Below are 18176 nucleotides of genomic sequence, written 5' to 3'. Positions count from 1 at the left end.
GGCCGGGCGGGGTAGGCGGTCAGCCGCGGGCGGCGGCCTCCTCGGGCGGTGCGCCGGCGGGGTCCGGGGCGGCCGGCTCGGCCCGTTCCTCGTCAGGATCGGCCGCGAAGCCCGCGTAGACGGCGGGGCGGGTGCGGCGGAGGCGGCGGGCCAGCAGCAGGCCGGCGGTGAAGGTGGCCGGGACGATCAGGACGAGGACGGCGTTGGTGCCGAAGTCCGCGCCGGTCAGGCTGTCGATCTTGGAGATGACCAGCCACAGGGCGCCGCACATCAGCACTGCGGCGAGCAGCGGCGCGACCTTGGTGCGCAGCGCCCCCTCCTGGTGCCGGATGCGCCGGAAGTACAGCAGCACGGCCACCGCGGTGAGCACCTGGAGCGCCATCAGGCCCAGGATCCCCGGGGTGTTCATCCACAGCAGCAGTTGGGTGTAGGGGTCGGCGCCGGCCACCGCGAAACCGACGATGACCAGGACGGCGAGGACGCTCTGCACCACGCCGGCGACGTACGGCGAGCGGTGTCGCGGGTGGACCCGGCCGAGGGCGGCGGGCAGCACGCCCTCCTCCGCCATGGCCAGGCCGTAGCGGTTGATGGCGTTGTGGAAGGCGAGTTGGGAGGCGACGATGCTGGTGACGATGAACAGGTGCATCAGGCCGGTGGCCCAACTGCCGACGTAGTGGGTGGTGGCGGTGAAGAAGAGGCCCGCGGGGTCCTCCGCGGCGGCCTGGAGGATCCGGTCGGAGCCGTACGCCTGGATGATGATCCAGATGGTGAAGGCGTAGAAGACGCCGAGGAAGGCGACCGCGATGTAGGTGGCGCGCGGGATGGTGCGACGCGGGTTGCGGGCCTCGCGGCGGTAGATGGCGGTGGACTCGAAGCCGGTGAAGGCGGCGAAGGCGAAGGCCAACACCGCGCCGGTGCCGGGGACCAGGACCGCCTCCGGGGTGAAGGAGTCCAGCGTCAGGCCGTCGGCGCCGCCTTGCAGCAGGACGCCGCCGGCGAGCAGCAGGAGGATGCCGGTCTCGGCGACCAGCAGCACGCCGAGCACCTTGGCGCCGAAGGTGATGCTGCGGTACCCGAGGTACCAGATGACCACGACGCCGACGAGCGCGATCAGCGGCCAGGGGACGTGCACGCCCCAGAACGCCTGGAGGGCCTCCTGGGTGGCGGTGGCGAGCAGGCCGTAGACGCCGATCTGCATGCCGTTGTAGGCGAGCAGGGCCACGGTGGCGGCGCCGAAGCCGGCCGGGCGGCCCAGGCCCCGGGTGATGAAGGCGTAGAAGCCGCCGCCGTTGCGCACGTGCCGGGCCATGGTGGTGAAACCCACCGCGAACAGGGCGAGGGTGGCGCCGGCCAGGGCGTAGCCGACCGGGGCGCCGACGCCGCCGGCGCCGAGCGCGATCGGGGAGGTGCCGGCCATGACCGTGAGCGGGGCGGCGGCGGAGATGACGAAGAAGGCGATGTCGGCGACGCCGAGGGTGCCGCGGCGCAGCGTGGCGCCCTCGGCGTCGGTCGGGGGTGGCGTTGCCCCGTTGTGGGACGCGGAATCTACGGCCATGGCTCGGTTGCCCTTCTGCGACCGGAGGGGAGAGGGAGAGCGGCCGTGCGCGTACGGGGTGGGACGGCGAGGTGACCGCGGAAAGAGGGAGAAACCTATAGCCTTTTGGTTTATGGACCGTACCCCGAGTCGTACGATTCCGGAAGACCCCCCAATGGGGTCTTTTGTCAGGAGGGGGCACCATGGGGCGGCCGCACAAGGCGCTACTGGACCGGGCACGGATCGGCGAGACCGCGCTCCAACTCGTCGACGAGAAGGGCGACTTCAGCATCCCGGAGGTGGCCCGGCGGCTCGGCGTGCAGACCGCTTCGGTATACCACCACGTGGACGGCCGGGCCGGGGTGATCGAGTTGCTACGGGAGCGGGTCACCGAGGCGATGGACCCCGACACCCTGCGCGACGCCCCCTGGGACGAGGCGCTCGCCGCCTGGGCGCACTCCTACCGCGCCGCGTTCGCCGCCCACCCGCGGACCATCCCGATGCTGATGACCGCGCCGGTCCGCGCACCGCGGGCGCTCGCCCAGTACGACCAGGTGGCCGGGCTGCTGCTGGACGCCGGCTTCGCCCCCGAGGCGGTGCTGGCGGTGATCACCGGCCTGGACAACCTCGTGCTGGGCTCGGCGCTGGACATGTCGGCGCCGGAGCGGATGTGGGAGGCCGCCGGCGCGGCCGACGCGCCGCGGCTGGCCGCGGCCCAGAACGCCGCGGGACCGGACCGCGCCGACACCGCCTTCGGGCTCACCCTCGCCGGCTACCTGGCGCACCTCCGGGCGCTGCGCGCCGACCGCGCGACCGCGCCGTAGCCCCTGGGGCGCCCGCGCCCTACCCTCCGTAGAACAGCTCCTCCACCACGGCGCGGGCCCGCCGGGTGGTCCGTCGGTAGTCGTCGACCATGTCCCCGACGTGGCCCTCCTCGTAGCCCAAGTAGCGGCCGACGGCGGCCAGTTCACGGCCGTCCGCGGGGAAGGTGTCCCCGGGCCGGCCGCGCACCAGCATCACCGCGTTGCGCACCCGGGCCGCCAACACCCACGCCTCGTCCAGCGTCCGGGCCTCGTCGGTGCCGAGCAGCCCGGCGGCGTGCGCGGCGGCCAGCGCGTCCCGGGTCCGGGTGGTGCGCAGCCCGGGGAGCTCCCAGCCGTGCCGCAACTGCATCAACTGGACCGTCCACTCCACGTCGCTCAGGCCGCCGCGGCCCAACTTGGCGTGCGTGGTGGGGTCCGCGCCCCTGGGCAGCCGCTCGGACTCCATCCGGGCCTTGAGCCGGCGGATCTCGCGGACCGCGTCCTCGCCCAGCCCCTCGGCCGGGTAGCGCAGCGGGTCGATCAGCTCGACGAACCGCTCCCCCAGCTCCGCGTCGCCGGCCACCGGCTCGGCGCGCAGCAGCGCCTGCGCCTCCCACACCAGCGCCCAGCGCCGGTAGTACGCCGCGTACGAGGCCAGCGAGCGCACCAGCGGGCCGGACTTGCCCTCCGGGCGCAGGTCCGCGTCGATCGGCAACGGCGGGTCGGTGGAGGGGAGTTGGAGCAGCCGGCGCATCTCGTTGGCGACCGCGTGGGCCGCCTTGGCGGCCTCCTGCTCGTCGGCGCCCTCGCGCGGCTCGTGGACGAAGAGCACATCGGCGTCCGAGCCGTAGCTCAGCTCGTGGCCGCCGAAGCGGCCCATGCCGATCACCGTGAACCGGGTGGGCAGGGTGTCGCCCCAGTGCGCGCGGACCGCGGCCCGCAGGGCGCCGGCGAGGGTGGCGGCGTTGACGTCGGAGACCGCCGAGCCGACCGTGTCGACGGCGTGGCCGTGGTCGGTGTCGGCCGGGCTGGACTCGGTGCCGAGCGCGCCGATGACGTCCGCCGCGGCGGTGCGGAACAGCTCCCGGCGGCGCACCCCGCGGGCCGCCGCCACCGCCGCCTCGGCGCCGTCCGCGCGGCCGACCGCGGCCAGCACCTCCTGCTCCAGGGCGGCCCGGCCGCGCGGTTGGAGCCCGTCGGCGGCGCCCAGCAGGGCGACCGCCTCGGGGGCGCGCAGCAGCAGGTCCGGGGCGAGCCGGCCGGCGGACAGCACCCGGGCGAGGTTCTCCGCCGCGGCGCCCTCGTCGCGCAGCAGCCGCAGGTACCAGGGGGTCTTGCCGAGCGCGTCGGAGACCTTGCGGAAGTTCAGCAGCCCGGCGTCCGGGTCGGCGGAGTCCGCGAACCAGCCCAACAGCACCGGCAGCAGCGTCCGTTGGATCGCCGCCTTGCGGGTCACCCCGGACGCCAGCGCCTCCAGGTGCCGCAGCGCGGCGACCGGGTCGGCGTAGCCGAGGGCCTCCAGGCGGTGCCCGGCGGCCTTCGCCGACAGCCGGGCCTCGCCGACCTCCAGGTGGGCGACGGCGTCCAGCAGCGGCCGGTAGAACAGCTTCTCGTGCAGCCGGCGCACCTCGCGGGCGTGCCACTTCCACTCCCGGCGCAACGACGTGACCGGCTCGGTGCGCAGCCCCAACGACCGTGCCAGGCGCCGCAGTTCGGACTCGTCCTCGGGCATCAGATGGGTGCGGCGCAGCCGGAACAACTGGATCCGGTGCTCCAGGGTGCGCAGGAAGCGGTAGGCGGCGTCCAGCGCGGCGGCGTCCTGGCGGCCCACGTAGCCGCCGGCCGCGAGCGCCGCCAGGGCGTCCAGGGTGGTGGCGCTGCGCAGCGTGGCGTCGGTGCGGCCGTGCACCAACTGCAGGAGCTGGACGGCGAATTCGACGTCCCGCAGGCCCCCGGGGCCCAGCTTGAGCTCCCGGTCCACCTGGGCGACGGGGATGTTCGCCACCACCCGGCGGCGCATCTGGCGGACGTCGGCGACGAAGTTCTCCCGCTCGGCGACGTCCCACACCATCGGCGCCAGCGCGTCGACGTAACTCTGGCCCAGCGCCAGGTCGCCGGCCATCGGGCGGGCCTTGAGCAGCGCCTGGAACTCCCAGGTCTTGGCCCATCGTTGGTAGTAGGCGAGGTGGCTGGTCAGGGTGCGCACCAGCGGGCCGTTGCGGCCCTCGGGGCGCAGGTTGGCGTCCACCGGCCAGATGGTGCCCTCGATGGTGCTGTCCGAGCACAGCCGCATCATCCGGGAGGCGAGCCGGGTCGCGGCCTGCAGCGCCTTGGCCTCCTCGGCGCCCTCCCGCGGCTCGGCGACGTAGATGACGTCCACGTCGGAGACGTAGTTGAGCTCCCGTCCGCCGCACTTGCCCATGCCGATGACGGCCAGCCGGACCTGCGCGGCGTCGCCGGGCTGCTCCTCGTAGGCGATCTCCAGCGCGGCGCGGACGGTGGCGGTGGCCAGGTCGGCGAGTTCGGCCGCGGTCTCGGCGACGTCGATGGTGCCGCACACGTCGCGGGCCGCGATGCCGAGCAGGCAGCGGCGGTAGGCGACGCGCAGCGCGTCCGCCCGCGGCCGGTCGGCGCCCGGCCCGTCCCAGATGCCGTCCGCCAGCGCCTGCTCGAACTCCGGGGTGGTGGGGTGCAGATCGACCGATTCGTAGGTGACCAGCGACCGCCACTCCCCCGGGTGCCGGGCCAGGTGGTCGCCGAGCGCCTCGGAGGCGCCCAGCACCCCCAACAGCCGGTCGCGCAGCGGCTTGGCGGCCGCGACGGTGGTCAGCAACTCCTGCCGCTCCGCCGGGTCGAGCGCCTCCACCAGCCGGGCCAGGCCGCGCAGCGCCAGGTCCGGGTCGCAGGTCCCGCCCAGCGCCTCCAGCAGCACCGAGTCGTCGCGTACGGGGGCGAGTTCGGGGGCGTCGAGCAGCTTCCCGGCCGCCGAGGGGTCGGTGAAACCGTGCCTCAACAGCCGGGTGAAGGTGCTGCTCCGCCGTCCCTGCGGAGCGGGTAGTGCCATGGCGCGGCCTCTCGACGGCGGGTCGGCGCGGACCCGAGGGGTGGTCCGGCCTCAGAGCACCGGCAGCATCTTCCGCAGCTCGAAGGCGGTGACCTCCGAACGGTACTCCTCCCACTCCTGCTTCTTGTTGCGCAGGAAGAAGTCGAAGACGTGCTCCCCCAGCGTCTCGGCCACCAGCTCACTGCGCTCCATCAACTCGATGGCCTCGCCGAGGTTCTGCGGCAGCGGCTCGATGCCCATCGCCCGGCGCTCGGAGTCGGACAGCGCCCACACGTCGTCGTCCGCGCCGGCCGGGAGTTCGTAGCCCTCCTCGATGCCCTTCAGGCCGGCCGCGAGCAGCACCGCGTACGCCAGGTACGGGTTGGCGCCGGAGTCCACGGAGCGGACCTCGACGCGGGTGGAGCCCATCTTGCCGGGCTTGTACATCGGGACGCGGATCAGCGCGGAGCGGTTGTTGTGGCCCCAGCAGATGTAGGAGGGGGCCTCGCCGCCGGCGCCCGCGGTGCGGTTGGCGCCGCCCCAGATGCGCTTGTAGGAGTTGACCCACTGGTTGGTGACGGCGGAGATCTCGGCGGCGTGCCGGAGCAGGCCGGCGATGAACGAGCGGCCCACCTTGGAGAGTTGGTACTCGGCGCCGGACTCGTGGAAGGCGTTGCGGTCGCCCTCGAAGAGCGAGAGGTGGGTGTGCATGCCCGAACCCGGGTACTCCGAGAAGGGCTTGGGCATGAAGGTGGCCTGCACGCCCTGTTCCAGCGCGACCTGCTTCATCACCAGCCGGAAGGTCATGATGTTGTCGGCGGTGGAGAGCGCGTCGGCGTAGCGCAGGTCGATCTCCTGCTGGCCGGGGGCGCCCTCGTGGTGGCTGAACTCCACCGAGATGCCCATCGATTCCAGCATGGTGATGGCCTGCCGACGGAAGTCCATCCCGACGTTCTGCGGGGTGTGGTCGAAGTAGCCGGAGGAGTCGCCGGGGATCGGCCGGGAGCCGTCCACCGGCTTGTCCTTGAGCAGGAAGAACTCGATCTCGGGGTGGGTGTAGAAGGTGAAGCCGAGGTCGGAGGTCTTGGCCAGGATGCGCTTGAGGACGAAGCGCGGGTCGGCGTAGGAGGGTGAGCCGTCGGGCATCAGGATGTCGCAGAACATCCGGGCGGTGCCGGGGGCCTCGGCGCGCCAGGGCAGGATCTGGAAGGTGCCCGGGTCCGGCTTGGCGATCATGTCGGACTCGTAGACCCGGGCGAAGCCCTCGATCGCGGAGCCGTCGAAGCCGATGCCCTCGTCGAAGGCCTGCTCCAGCTCGGCCGGGGCCACCGCGACGGATTTCAGGAAGCCCAGGACGTCGGTGAACCACAGCCGGACGAAGCGGATGTCGCGCTCTTCCAGGGTCCGGAGCACAAACTCCTGCTGCTTGTCCATGGTTCACCAATCCTTGCAGGTCATTCGGCCTGTCCACGCGGGGATCATCGCGTCGTGGCCCACCAGTATCACGTCAGGGGGTTACCGTCACATTACGCACCCTTGGCCTGAATCAGAACCGTTCTCCGTCCGCCCGCGCCAGGCATCTTCCCCGCGCGAGGCCGGGTCTGCGCGGCCGACGGCCACATTCCGGGCGGCTTGATCCAGTCTTGGAGGCGGCGTGGGGGGCCGTTGACCGGGTATTGAGCGGCCCGTTCCTTGCCCTTCCGGCGGTTGTTCCGGCGGTCGTTGCCGGACTGCGGCGCGGAGCGTCAGCGTTCCGGGGCCGCCGGGTCGGCGGCGAGGTCCAGTACGGCGCGGGCGATGGTCTCCGGGGCGTCGGCCATCATCAGGTGGCCGGCCGGGGCGGCGACCGTGCAGCGGCCGCCCAACAGCTCGGCGAGCGCCCGCTGGCGGGCCAACCACCGCTGGTCGCGGGCGCCGCCCCCGCCGTCGTGGGCCGCGAGGACGGCGACCGGGACGGCGGGCAGCGGGCGGTCCGCGCGCAGCGCGGCGAGGTCGGCGGCCTGGTAGGGGTAGGTGGCGTTCTCCAGGACGCAGGCGCGCACGACCCGGCTGGTGCGGTAGCCGGCGGCCTCCCACGGGTGCGGCGGGTGGCTGCCGACCGTGGTGGCGCGCCCGATCAGCCGCCGGGTGGCGGGCCCGAGGGCGCGCGGCATCCCGGCGGCCGACAGCGCCCGGGCCAGCGCGCCGGCCCACGCCGTCCGCACGGCGCGCGGCAGTCGGGGCCGCGGGTCCTCCTCGACGCTGCCGTCGACGAGGACGAGCCCGGCGCAGCGGTTCGGGTGGAGCCGGGCGAACGCCTCGGCGTGGAAGCCCGCCAGCGAGTGGCCGACGACGGTGGCCGGCTCCCGGTAGTCGAGCGCGTCCAACAGTCCGGCGATCCGGTCCGCCTCGCCGGCCAGGTCGGGCGGTCCGCCGGCCGGGGCGCTCAGGCCCAGGCCGGGGCGGTCGAAGCGGACGACGGTGCGGTGCGGGACGAGCAGCGCGGCGACCGCGTCCCAGTCGAACCAGGCCATGCCGAGGCCGCCGCTGAGCACGACGACGGGGCCGCGGCCCTCGCTCAGCACGTGCAGCGGCAGCCCGCCGACGCGCACCATCCGGCCGGGGGCGGGGCGGGGTTCTGCGGAGCGGTTCATGGGGCTCGGTCTCCTGGCGGCGGGTCCGCTGGGCGCGGCGTCGGTACGGACGGAGGGTCGGGCCGGACCCGGGTGTCGGGGCGGGCCAGGCAGCCGGCGAGCACGGCGAGGTAGACGGCGACCAGCAGCACCTGGAGGCGCTGGCCGACGCCGAGCGCCCAGGTCGCCCGGCCCGCGGTGAGGACGGCGATCTCGGCCATCGTCCAGGCGGTGGCGGCGAGTTCGGCCAGCACCAGCGCCGGGCCGAGGCGGGCGAGCGCGGGCCACTGGCCGTACCGGCGGGCGGCGACGGTGAGCAGGATCAGCGCGGCGAGCGCGCCCAGCATGGCCAGGGTGCTGCTGACCGCGTGCGCGGTGTGGGTGGCCGGGACCAGCCCGGCGGTCTCCCGGGCGGCGCAGACCGGGTCGCTGATGGGCGGGCAGCTCAGCGGCAGTCGGGAGTCCAGCGCGGTGGCGGCGCCGAACAGGGCCAGCGCGGCCAGGCCGGCGGTCGTCCAGGGCCGCCGCCGGGTCGCGGCGAGCGCGAGCAGCGCGCCGAGGAGCACCAGCAGCCCGGCGACCAGGTCGGTGGCCCGGAACAGTCCGCCCAGCGGCTGGTCCGCGGCGGCCAGTTCGCTCACGTACGCCCGCACCGGGTCCAGACCGGTGGCGATCACCAGCTCCAACACCCAGGCGGTGTAGGCGAGCGCGCCGAGGAACAGCACGGCGGCGGCCGCCGTACGGGCACCGGGGGCGGGGCGGGTCGGGCGCACGGACATCCTGGTGTTCGGGTGGAAACCGACGATTCGTCCGGAATGCCGGGTTCGCCGGGGGCGAGGGAAGGCCAAGAATAGGCGGGCGGTCCACGGGGCGCGGCGAGCGCGGCGCGATGGGTCACCTCCGGGGTGGGCCCCGGGGCCCAGGGTGCGCCGTGCAGGTCTCCGACCGTCGAGAGGTGCGCGATGGGTGATCACCGCAGGGCCGCCACCCGGCCCGGTCGCCCACCGCGCGGCCGGTGGCCGATATCCCCGGCCAGCGCGTCAACCAGGCCGCGCCCGACCGCCGGCTGAGTGCGCCGGAGCACTTCCCGCCACCCGCCCGGCCTCCCCGACGGTCCCCCGCCCCGGCCCCGCCCCGGCTCTCCGCGGCGCCCCCGTCAGGCCGGGCCGGGAGATCTCGCACCTACCGGGGTCCGCGGTCGCTCTCGCTCCCCGTTCCCTGACTTCGCCACGAGGTGCTCAACTCATGGACTCTCCTTCCACACACTCCAGACGCGCCCTGCTCAGCGCGGGCATCGCGGTCGCCGGCGGCGGCCTGCTGGCCTCGTCCGCCGGTACCGCCAGCGCGACCCCACGCCCGGACGCCCGGCGCGCCCACGACCACGCACGCGGCGGCCGCTACGTCGACCCGCGCGGCCCGGAGGTCGCCGAGGTCGAGCGCCGGCGCAACGACTCCGGGCGGGTGCGCCGGCTGCACATGGAGGCCCAGAAGGCCCGGATCGACCTCGGCAGCCTGTCCGTCGACACCTGGGTGTACGGCGACCAACTGCCGGGCAAGGAGATCCGGGTCACCGCGGGCGACACCCTGTCGATGACCTTCGTCAACCACCTCCCGCAGTCGACCACGGTGCACTGGCACGGGCTCAGGCTGCGCAACGACATGGACGGCGTCCCCGACATCACCCAGCGCGCCATCAGGCCCGGCAGCTCCTTCCACTACCGCTTCCGGGTCCCCGATCCGGGCACCTACTGGTTCCATCCGCACGTCGGCGTCCAGCAGGACCACGGGCTCTACGGCCCGCTGATCATCGACGACCCCAGGGAGCCGTTGGAGTACGACCACGAGTGGGTGGTCGTCCTGGACGACTGGCTCGACGGGGTGGACGGCAGCAACCCGGACACCGTGCTGAACGAGCTCAACCACGGTCGGGGCTCCATGCACGGGCACGACGGCTCCGACCACGGAGGCGGTCACAGCGCCATGGCCGGACCCGGATCCGACCACGGCCACGGGCGCACGAACGACCACGGCGCCGGGCACAGCACCAGCAGCCCCGAGCGCCACGACCGCGACGAACACGACAGCACGGGCGGCGAAACCAGGCCCCCCGGCTGGGGACCCGCGGTCTTCCCCAACGTGGACCTCGACCGGCTCGTGCCCGACGTGGACGGCTCGCGCCTGGGCACCCTGGGCCTGGGCCTGGCGGACCAGAGCCTGCACGACGTCGGCCTGGGCGACGTGCCGCTGCCGGGCACGAGCACCCGCGCGGCCGTGGGCGCCGCGCCCATGCCCGCGGCACGGGCGGGCCGCGGGGCGCGCCGCGACGACGGTCCAAGACACGACGGCCGCTCCGGGCCCAGCCGCCTCCTGAGCGACAGCAGCCACAGCGCCGTGCTGAAGAGCATGCCCGGGAACGTGAATTACCCCTACCACCTCATCAACGGCCGCACGAAGAGGGCGCCGGAGACCTTCCGGTGCCGGCCCGGCGACCGGATCCGGATCCGCTTCATCAACGCCGGCGGCGACACCGCCTACCGGGTGGCGCTGGGCGGGCACCGGATGACCGTCACGCACACCGACGGCCACCCCGTGGAGCACGCCCGCGCCGAGCAGTTGCTGATCGGCATGGCCGAGCGCTACGACGTCCTGGTCACCGCCGGGTCCGGGGTCTTCCCGCTGGTCGCCATCGCCGACAGCAAGGGTCCGGGCAAGAGCGCGCTAGCCGTGCTGCGCACCGCGAGCGGCCGGGCTCCGGATGCGTCGGCCCACCCCAGGGAGTTGGAGGGGCGGCTGATGACCGCGGACCGGCTCCGGGCGGACGAGAGCGTGCGGGCCCGGATCCGGCAACCGGACCGCACCATCAGCCTGCGGCTCAACGGCAACATGCGGAGCTTCAACTGGGCGATCAACGGGCGCCCGTACACCCCGTCGCAGCGCTACCCGGTCCGGGAGGGAGAGCGGGTGCGGTTGGTGTTCCGCAACCGCACGAAGATGTGGCACCCGATGCACCTGCACGGTCACAGCTTCACGCTCCCCGACGGCGGGCCGCGCAAGGACACCACGATCATGCGGCCCGGTGAGCGCCTGGCCGTGGACCTGGACGCCGACAACCCCGGGCTGTGGATGCTGCACTGCCACAACATCTACCACTCGGAGTCCGGGATGATGACGGTCCTCGGCTACCGGCAGAAGTGACCGCCGGGACCGGACTCCCCGTCTCCACCGCGGCCCCCTGTGACGTCGTCGCAGGGGGCCGCGGCACGGCGTCGCACCCCCATTGCGTCAGAAAGACGATTAGACTGGCGGGGTGCCTCAACTTCGTCTCGCCCTCAATCAGATCGATTCCTGTGTCGGCGACATCGCGCGGAACGCCGAGACGATCGTGCACTGGACCCGGCACGCCGCCGGCCAGGGCTCGCACCTCGTCGCCTTCCCCGAGATGGCGCTGACCGGCTACCCCGTCGAGGACCTCGCGCTGCGCGCCTCGTTCGTGACGGCCAGCCGGGCCGCGCTGACCGAACTCGCCGGCCGGCTGGCCGCGGAGGGGCTGGGCGACGTCCCCGTCGTCGTCGGCTACCTCGACCGCTGCGCACAGGCGCTGCCCCGCTACGGCCGGCCGGCCGGCGCGCCGCAGAACGCGGCGGCGGTGCTGCACCGCGGCGCGGTCGCGCTCTCCTTCGCCAAGCACCACCTGCCCAACTACGGCGTCTTCGACGAGTTCCGCTACTTCGTCCCCGGCGACACCCTGCCCGTGATCCGGGTCCACGGCGTCGACGTGGCGCTGGCCATCTGCGAGGACCTGTGGCAGGAGGGCGGGCGGGTGCCGGCCGCGCGCAGCGCCGGCGCCGGGCTGCTGCTGTCCGTCAACGCCTCGCCGTACGAGCGGAACAAGGACGACACCCGGCTGGAGCTGGTCCGCAAGCGGGCCCAGGAGGCCGGCTGCACCACCGCGTATCTGGCGATGATGGGTGGTCAGGACGAGTTGGTCTTCGACGGCGACTCGATCGTCGTCGACCGGGACGGCGGGGTGATCGCGCGAGCCCCGCAGTTCGCCGAGGGGTGCGTGCTGCTCGATCTGGAGCTGCCCGCCGCGGCGCCCGAACCGCCGTCCGGGGTGCTGGACGACGGGCTGCGGGTGGACCATGTGGTGCTCTCCGCAAAGGAGTTGGCGCCGTACCCGCCGCAGACGGCGGGCGGGATCGCCGCGCGGCTCGACGATCTGGAGGAGGTCTACACCGCGCTGGTGGTGGGGCTGCGCGCCTACGTCGCCAAGAACGGCTTCGGCAGCGTGGTGCTCGGGCTGTCCGGCGGCGTCGACTCCGCGCTGGTGGCCGCGCTCGCCTGCGACGCGCTGGGTGCCGGCCAGGTGCACGCGGTGGCGATGCCCTCGCGCTACTCCTCCCAGCATTCCCTGGACGACGCCGCCGAGTTGGCCCGCCGTACGGGGCTGCACTTCCGCACGGTGCCGATCGGGCCGATGTTCGACGCCTACCTGGGGGCGCTGGGGCTGACCGGGCTCGCCGAGGAGAACCTCCAGTCGCGGCTGCGCGGCACGATCCTGATGGGGATCTCCAACCAGGAGGGGCACCTGGTGCTCGCGCCGGGCAACAAGTCCGAGCTGGCATGCGGCTATTCGACGCTCTACGGCGACTCGGTCGGCGGCTACGGCCCGATCAAGGACGTCTACAAGACGGTCGTCTACGAGCTGGCGCACTGGCGCAACCGGGCCGCCGCCGAGCGCGGCCAGACCCCGCCGATCCCGGAGCACACGCTCAGCAAGCCGCCCAGCGCCGAGCTGCGGCCCGGCCAGGTCGACACCGACTCACTGCCGGACTATCCGGTGCTGGACCGGGTCCTGGAGCTGTACGTCGACCGTGACCTGGGCCGGGCGCAGATCGTGGCGCAGGGCTTCGACGCGGCGCTGGTGACCCGGGTGCTGCGGCTGGTGGACCGCGCCGAGTACAAGCGCCGGCAGTACCCGCCCGGCACCAAGATCTCCGCCAAGGGCTTCGGGAAGGACCGGCGGCTGCCGATCACGAACCACTGGCGAGAGGGGGCGTGACGGCGTCCGCCGCCGCCCGGTCCGGGGCCGCCGGCCCCGGCTCGCCCTCGCCGCCGCGCGCCACGATCTTGGTGGTCTCGGGGGCGCCGCGGTCCAGCAGGCCGGCGACCAGCGCCACCACCAGGCCGGCGGCGGCCAGTACCGCGCCGGCCAGGGTGGGCGAGGTCCAGCCCCAGCCCGCCGAGAGGACCAGGCCGCCGATCCAGGCGCCGCCGGCGTTGGCGAGGTTGAACGCCGACTGGTTGGAGGCGGCGGCCAGGGTGGGCGCGTGCTGGGCCTTGTTCATCACCAGCATCTGCAGCGGTGTGGTGGTCAGGAAGCCGACCGCGCCGATCAGGACGACGCTGACCAGCGCCGCCCACTTCACCGTCGCGACGAAGTGGAAGACGGTCAGGACGACGGCGAGCGCACCGAGGGCGGCGTAGAGGGTGGGGCGCAGCGCCCGGTCGGTGAGCGGCCCGGCGGCCAGCGCGCCCAGCGTCATGCCGATGCCGAACAGCGCCAGGACCACCGGGACGGTGCCGGCGGCGAAGCCGGTGACCTCGGTCATCATCGACGCCAGGTAGCTGTAGACGGCGAAGACGCCGGCGAAGCCGAAGACGGTGGTGAGCAGGCCGAGCAGCACTTGGCGGTTGCCGAGCGCGCGCAGCTCGCCGCCGAGGCCGGTGCGCGCCTCGGCGGGCAGCGGCGGGATCAGCCGGGCCAGGGCGGCCATCGCGACCAGGCCGATGACGGCCACGACGAGGAAGGTGGCGCGCCAGCCGAGGTGCTGGCCGAGCAGGGTGGCGGCGGGCACGCCGACGATGTTGGCGATGGTCAGGCCGAGGAACATGGTCGCCACCGCGCGGGCCCGGCGGCCCTCGTGCACCATCCGGGCCGCGACCACCGCGCCGACGCCGAAGAACGCGCCGTGCGGCAGCCCGGCCAGCAGCCGGCCGGCGACCAGCAGGCCGAAGGTGGGGGCCAGGGCGGAGGCGAGGTTGCCGACCGTGAAGACCGCCATCAGTGCCACCAGCATCCGCTTGCGGGGCACGCGGGAGCCGAGGGCCGTCAGGAGCGGGGCGCCGATGACGACGCCGAGGGCGTAGGCGGAGACGAGGTAGCCGGCGGTGGGCACGGAGGTGCCCAGATCGTCCGCGACGTCGGGCAGCAGGCCCATCATCACGAACTCGGTGGTGCCGATACCGAAGGCCGAGATCGCGAGCGCGAGCAGAGCCAAGGGCATGGAGAACCTTTCGGGGTTGGGGGGAGGTGCGCGGTGCACCGCGCGGGCGTTCTGCGCGGAACGCCTAAGTTCGAGTACGGAACAAAGTGTTCCAGGCCCAGTATTCCGACGCGAAAACGGCATGTGAAAAGCCCGCGTCGGCGGGACGTCCCGGGGGCCGTCCGACCGGCGCGGGCCTCTGGCCCGGCCGCGCTCCTTTAGACCTTCAGGGTCGCCGCCACCGGCCGGTGGTCGCTGCCGGTCGCCGGCAGCACCCACGCCTTGACCGGGTCGATGCCCTTCACCAGGATCTGGTCGATCCGGGCCATCGGGAAGTCGGTCGGCCAACTGAAGCCGAAGCCGTCGCCCGCCGCCCCCTGGGCGGAGCGGAGCTGGGAGGTCAGCGGGGCCAGTGAGCGGTCGTTCATGGTGCCGTTGAGGTCGCCGAGGAGCATCACCTGGCGGACCGGGTCGGCGGCGATCGCCTCGCCGAGCGCCCGGGCGCTGCCGTCCCGCTGGTTCGCGGTGAAGCCCTTGTCGACGTGGACCCGCACGGACGGCATGTGCGCGACGTAGACGGCGATCTGTCGGCCGTCGGCTGCGGTGAGGGTGGCGCGCAGCGCCCGGACCCAGCCGATCTTGATGTCCACCGGGCGGATATCGGCCAGCGGGCGCTTGCTCCACAGGCCGACGGTGCCCTGCACCGTGTGGTACGGGTAGGTCGCGGCCAGGCCCGCGCGGTAGGTGGGCAGCGCCGTGCCGGTCAGCTCCTCCAGGGCCACCACGTCCGCGCCGGAGGCCACGATGTCGCGGGCGGTGCCGGCCGGATCGGGGTTGCCTGCGTCGACGTTGTGGGTGAGCACGGTGAGGTTGCCGCCGGTGCCGGACTTGTCGGTGATCTGCCCGCCGAAGAGCGCGACCCACGCGACGGCCGGCAGCACCAGCGCCACCAGCGCCGTCGCCGAGCGGCGCAACAGCGCGCAGAGCAGCAGCAGCGGGACGCCGAGCCCCAGCCACGGCAGGAAGGTCTCCAGCAAACTGCCCAGATTTCCCACGGTGTTGGGGATCCGGGCGTGCAACACCATCGCCAGCCCGAGGGCCACCGCGAGCACCGCCAGGATGATGCCGCGGCGCCACATCCCCTCCCTGCGCCACCAGTTGCGCAGGCGCCCCGGCCGGGAGCCGGTCCGCTCGGGCCCCTGGCCCTGTCCCGCTTGCGTCACGTACGCCTGCGCCATTGTGCTGTCCTCACTGCCTTGCCGCCCTGCTCCGGTGCGCCTCACCTGTGATCATCGACCCTAGGTGATGGCGGTGAAACGCTCTCTTAGATCCGCGTGCCGCCGGACCCTCTTCGACGTTCCGCAAGGGATGACGGGCCGTCCGACGCCTCGGGTTCCGGATCGACGCTTCGTGACGGCGGCTGTGACAGAACGGGCATGGTCCGGTCACACGTCCCCCCGCCGAGGGTCACCCGGCCTTCGCGTCCGGCAGCGCGGGACGGGGCCGGACGCCCTCCAGCACCGTGTCGACGATGGCCTCCGCGAACCCCTCGGGCAGCTCCCGCCACTCGCGCAGCAGGGCGCGGGCCAACATCGGGCCGACGAAGAGGTCGGCGAGGGTCTCCAGGTCCTGGTCGGTGCGGACCTCCCCGGTGGCCATCCCGCGCCGCAGCACCCCTATGAGCGCCTCGTGCCGGGCCCGGACCACCGTCTCGTGGTACTCCGTCCACAACTCGGGCTGGGCCTCGACGTGGCTGACGACCGTGCGCAGCACCGCGGAGCTGCGCTTGGCCAGGCCGCGGTGGCGCCAGAACTCCAGCAGCGCCACCAGGTCCTCGCGGACCGAGCGGCCCAGCAGCGGCGGGTCGGGCGCGTCCAGGGACCGCATCACGTCGAGCAGCAGCGCGCTCTTGCCGGACCAGCGGCGGTAGAGCGTGGCCTTGCCCACGCCGGCCTCGCGGGCGATCCGCTCTATGGAGAGCTCCCCTATCGGGACGCCGTCCTCGATCAGGCGGAGCACCGCCTCGACGATGGCGGAGCCGGCGGCGGCGCTGCGCGGGCGGCCCCGGCGCGCGGGAGCCGGCGCCCCCGCGCGCGGCCCGCGCGCCGACCCGCCGTCTTCCGCCGCCTTCATCGCGCTGCGCCCGCCTTCCGTCCGTCCTGCGGCTCCGTCGGATGTGGAGCCGGGGCCATTTTGCCCGGCAGGAATGCCGCGACCACCAGGACCCCGAGCATCGAGACGACCGCCGAGCCCAGCGCGGTGACGTGCATGGCGTGCAGGAAGGCGTCGTCGGCCCGGGCGATCAGCGGGCGGGCGAGTGCCGGGTCCAGTCGGGCGGCGAGGCCGAGGGTGGCCTCGATGGACTCGCCGGCCGCGTCCCGCACCGGGCCGGGCAGGCCGGGCAGCGCGTCGACGGTGCCCTGGATGCCGGTGCGGTAGCTGGTGGACAGCAGCGAGCCCAGGACGGCGACGCCGAGGGTGCCGCCGACCTGCCGGAAGATGTTGTTCAGCGCCGAGCCGGAGCCGGCCTTCTCGCGCGGCAGCGACTGCATGATCGTGACGGTGACCGGCGGCATGATGTGCGCCATCCCCGTGCCCTGGAAGAAGAACAGCGCCTCCAGCACCCAGATCGGGGTGGTCCTCCCCAGCAGCAGCATCCCGGCCATGGTGACGGCCACCACGAGCATGCCGACGGTGCACACCGCGCGGGCGCCGAACCGGTCCACCGCGAGCCGGGCCCGCGGCGCGAAGATCAACTGCGCGGCGGCCAGCGGCAGGATCAACAGCCCCGAGTCCAACGGGCTGTAGCCGCGCACGCTCTGCACGTAGAAGACGATGAAGAACGTGACGCCCATGAGCGCGAAGAAGACCAGCGCGATGGCGGTGACCGCGGCCGAGAAGGCCGGCCTGCGGAAGTAGCCGATGTCGATGGACGGGTGGTCGCTGCGCTTCTGGTGGACGACGAAGCCGGCCAGCACCACTAGGCCGGACAGGACCGTGGCCAGCACCACCGGGTCGGTGAAGTCGGCGAGTTGACCGCCCTTGATGATCCCGTAGACGAGCAGGACCAGGCCGACCACGGAGAGCAGCACGCCGAGCGGATCGAGCCGCCCGGGGGCGGGGTCCTTGGAGTCGGGCACCAGGATCACCATCGTGCCCAGCGCGAACAGCACGATCGGGACGTTGATCAGGAAGACCGAGCCCCACCAGTAGTGGTCGAGCAGCAGCCCACCGGCGATCGGGCCGACGGCGATGGCCAAGCCCACGCCGCCGGCCCACACGCCGATCGCCCGCGGCTGCTCATCCCGTTCGAAGACGTTCATCAAGATGGCGAGGGTGGCCGGCATGACGAAGGCGCCGCCGAGGCCCATCAGGGCGCGGAAGGCGATGAGTTGGGCCGGTGAGGAGGAGACCGCGGCGAGCACCGAGCCGGTGCCGAAGACCGCCAGGCCGAAGAGGAGCACCTTCTTCCGGCCGAGGCGGTCGCCGAGCAGACCGGAGGTGAACAGCAGGCCGGCGAAGACCAGCGTGTAGGCGTTGATCGCCCACTCCAGCTCGCTCTGGGTGGCGCCGAGGCCGTGCGGGGCCGGGGTCGCGATGGTCTTCATCGCGACGTTGAGGATCGAGTTGTCCAGCACCACGATCAGCAGGCTGAGCATCAGGACGGTGAGGATCACCCAGCGCCGCCGGTGGATGTGCTCGGGGATGCGGGGGGCCGCGGGAGCGCCGGGTGCGTCGGGTGGCGTCGGTGAGGTGGCCATGGCGCCACCATACGCCGCTTCCGATACGGAACCGTTCCGTATTGACAGGAGCGTCGGGAGGTACCACCGGTTCGCGGGAACGCCCTCCGCCTGCGGGGGGACCGGCCGCTCCGGCCGCCCCCTTTTGCTCCCCGGGCGGGCCGTGCCAGCATGGACG

12 protein-coding genes are annotated in these 18176 nt (G+C 73.6%); 3 read left to right on the top strand and 9 right to left on the bottom strand.

All coding sequences use genetic code 11. The features are described 5' to 3' along the window. Positions 1-19 precede the first annotated feature (19 nt). Complete coding sequence (locus PV796_RS27170) at positions 20-1555, bottom strand: APC family permease (RefSeq protein WP_274916017.1); 1536 nt, start codon at positions 1553-1555, stop codon at positions 20-22. Positions 1556-1737: 182 nt separating this feature from the next. On the opposite strand from PV796_RS27170, the gene PV796_RS27165 reads away from it, so the two are divergent. Continuing rightward, positions 1738-2358 (top strand): TetR/AcrR family transcriptional regulator, encoded by a 621-nt coding sequence (locus PV796_RS27165; protein WP_274916016.1) that lies wholly within the window; start codon positions 1738-1740, stop codon positions 2356-2358. A gap of 19 nt (positions 2359-2377) precedes the next feature. Here PV796_RS27165 and PV796_RS27160 read toward each other — a convergent pair whose 3' ends face one another. From PV796_RS27160 to PV796_RS27145, 4 genes are all read right to left on the bottom strand, one after another. Continuing rightward, entirely contained in the window at positions 2378-5401 is a 3024-nt protein-coding gene (locus PV796_RS27160; protein WP_274916015.1) for a bifunctional [glutamine synthetase] adenylyltransferase/[glutamine synthetase]-adenylyl-L-tyrosine phosphorylase, read from the bottom strand. Positions 5402-5452: 51 nt separating this feature from the next. Then, on the bottom strand, positions 5453-6814 hold the full coding sequence (glnA, locus tag PV796_RS27155) for a type I glutamate--ammonia ligase (RefSeq protein WP_274916014.1): 1362 nt from the start codon (positions 6812-6814) through the stop codon (positions 5453-5455). 311 nt (positions 6815-7125) lie between these two features. Beyond that, positions 7126-8013 (bottom strand): alpha/beta fold hydrolase, encoded by an 888-nt coding sequence (locus tag PV796_RS27150; protein WP_274916013.1) that lies wholly within the window; start codon positions 8011-8013, stop codon positions 7126-7128. Then, a complete protein-coding gene (locus PV796_RS27145) occupies positions 8010-8771 on the bottom strand; it encodes a DUF998 domain-containing protein (protein ID WP_274916012.1) in 762 nt (253 codons plus the stop codon). Before PV796_RS27145 ends, PV796_RS27150 begins: the two co-directional genes overlap by 4 nt. Before the next feature lie 466 nt (positions 8772-9237). Here PV796_RS27145 and PV796_RS27140 point away from each other — a divergent pair, with 466 nt between their 5' ends. Continuing rightward, positions 9238-11187, top strand: coding sequence for a multicopper oxidase family protein (locus tag PV796_RS27140; protein ID WP_274916011.1), 1950 nt, complete (start codon positions 9238-9240; stop codon positions 11185-11187). Between the two features lie 112 nt (positions 11188-11299). Further along, positions 11300-13054, top strand: a complete 1755-nt coding sequence (locus tag PV796_RS27135) for an NAD+ synthase (protein ID WP_274916010.1) — start codon at positions 11300-11302, stop codon at positions 13052-13054. On the opposite strand, the gene PV796_RS27130 is transcribed toward PV796_RS27135, so the two are convergent. The 4 genes from PV796_RS27130 to PV796_RS27115 all read right to left on the bottom strand — a co-directional run bounded on the left by PV796_RS27130 (position 13026) and on the right by PV796_RS27115 (position 18019). Beyond that, entirely contained in the window at positions 13026-14279 is a 1254-nt protein-coding gene (locus PV796_RS27130) for an MFS transporter (protein ID WP_274916009.1), read from the bottom strand. The two genes, PV796_RS27135 and PV796_RS27130, sit on opposite strands and share 29 nt — an antisense overlap. A gap of 197 nt (positions 14280-14476) precedes the next feature. After that, positions 14477-15397 carry an endonuclease/exonuclease/phosphatase family protein gene (locus PV796_RS27125; RefSeq protein ID WP_376567432.1) on the bottom strand — a complete coding sequence of 307 codons (921 nt, stop codon included), beginning with the start codon at positions 15395-15397 and terminating at the stop codon, positions 14477-14479. Between the two features lie 328 nt (positions 15398-15725). After that, the gene (locus PV796_RS27120; RefSeq protein ID WP_274916007.1) at positions 15726-16391 is read right to left on the bottom strand and encodes a TetR/AcrR family transcriptional regulator; all 666 of its coding nucleotides are present in this window, start codon (positions 16389-16391) and stop codon (positions 15726-15728) included. Then, positions 16388-18019, bottom strand: coding sequence for an MFS transporter (locus PV796_RS27115; RefSeq protein WP_274916006.1), 1632 nt, complete (start codon positions 18017-18019; stop codon positions 16388-16390). Before PV796_RS27115 ends, PV796_RS27120 begins: the two co-directional genes overlap by 4 nt. Between the last annotated feature and the right edge of the window lie 157 nt (positions 18020-18176).

Source organism: Streptomyces sp. WZ-12 (genome assembly GCF_028898845.1).
Taxonomy (GTDB): Bacteria; Actinomycetota; Actinomycetes; order Streptomycetales; family Streptomycetaceae; genus Streptomyces.
This window is presented reverse-complemented; position numbering and strand designations above follow the sequence as displayed.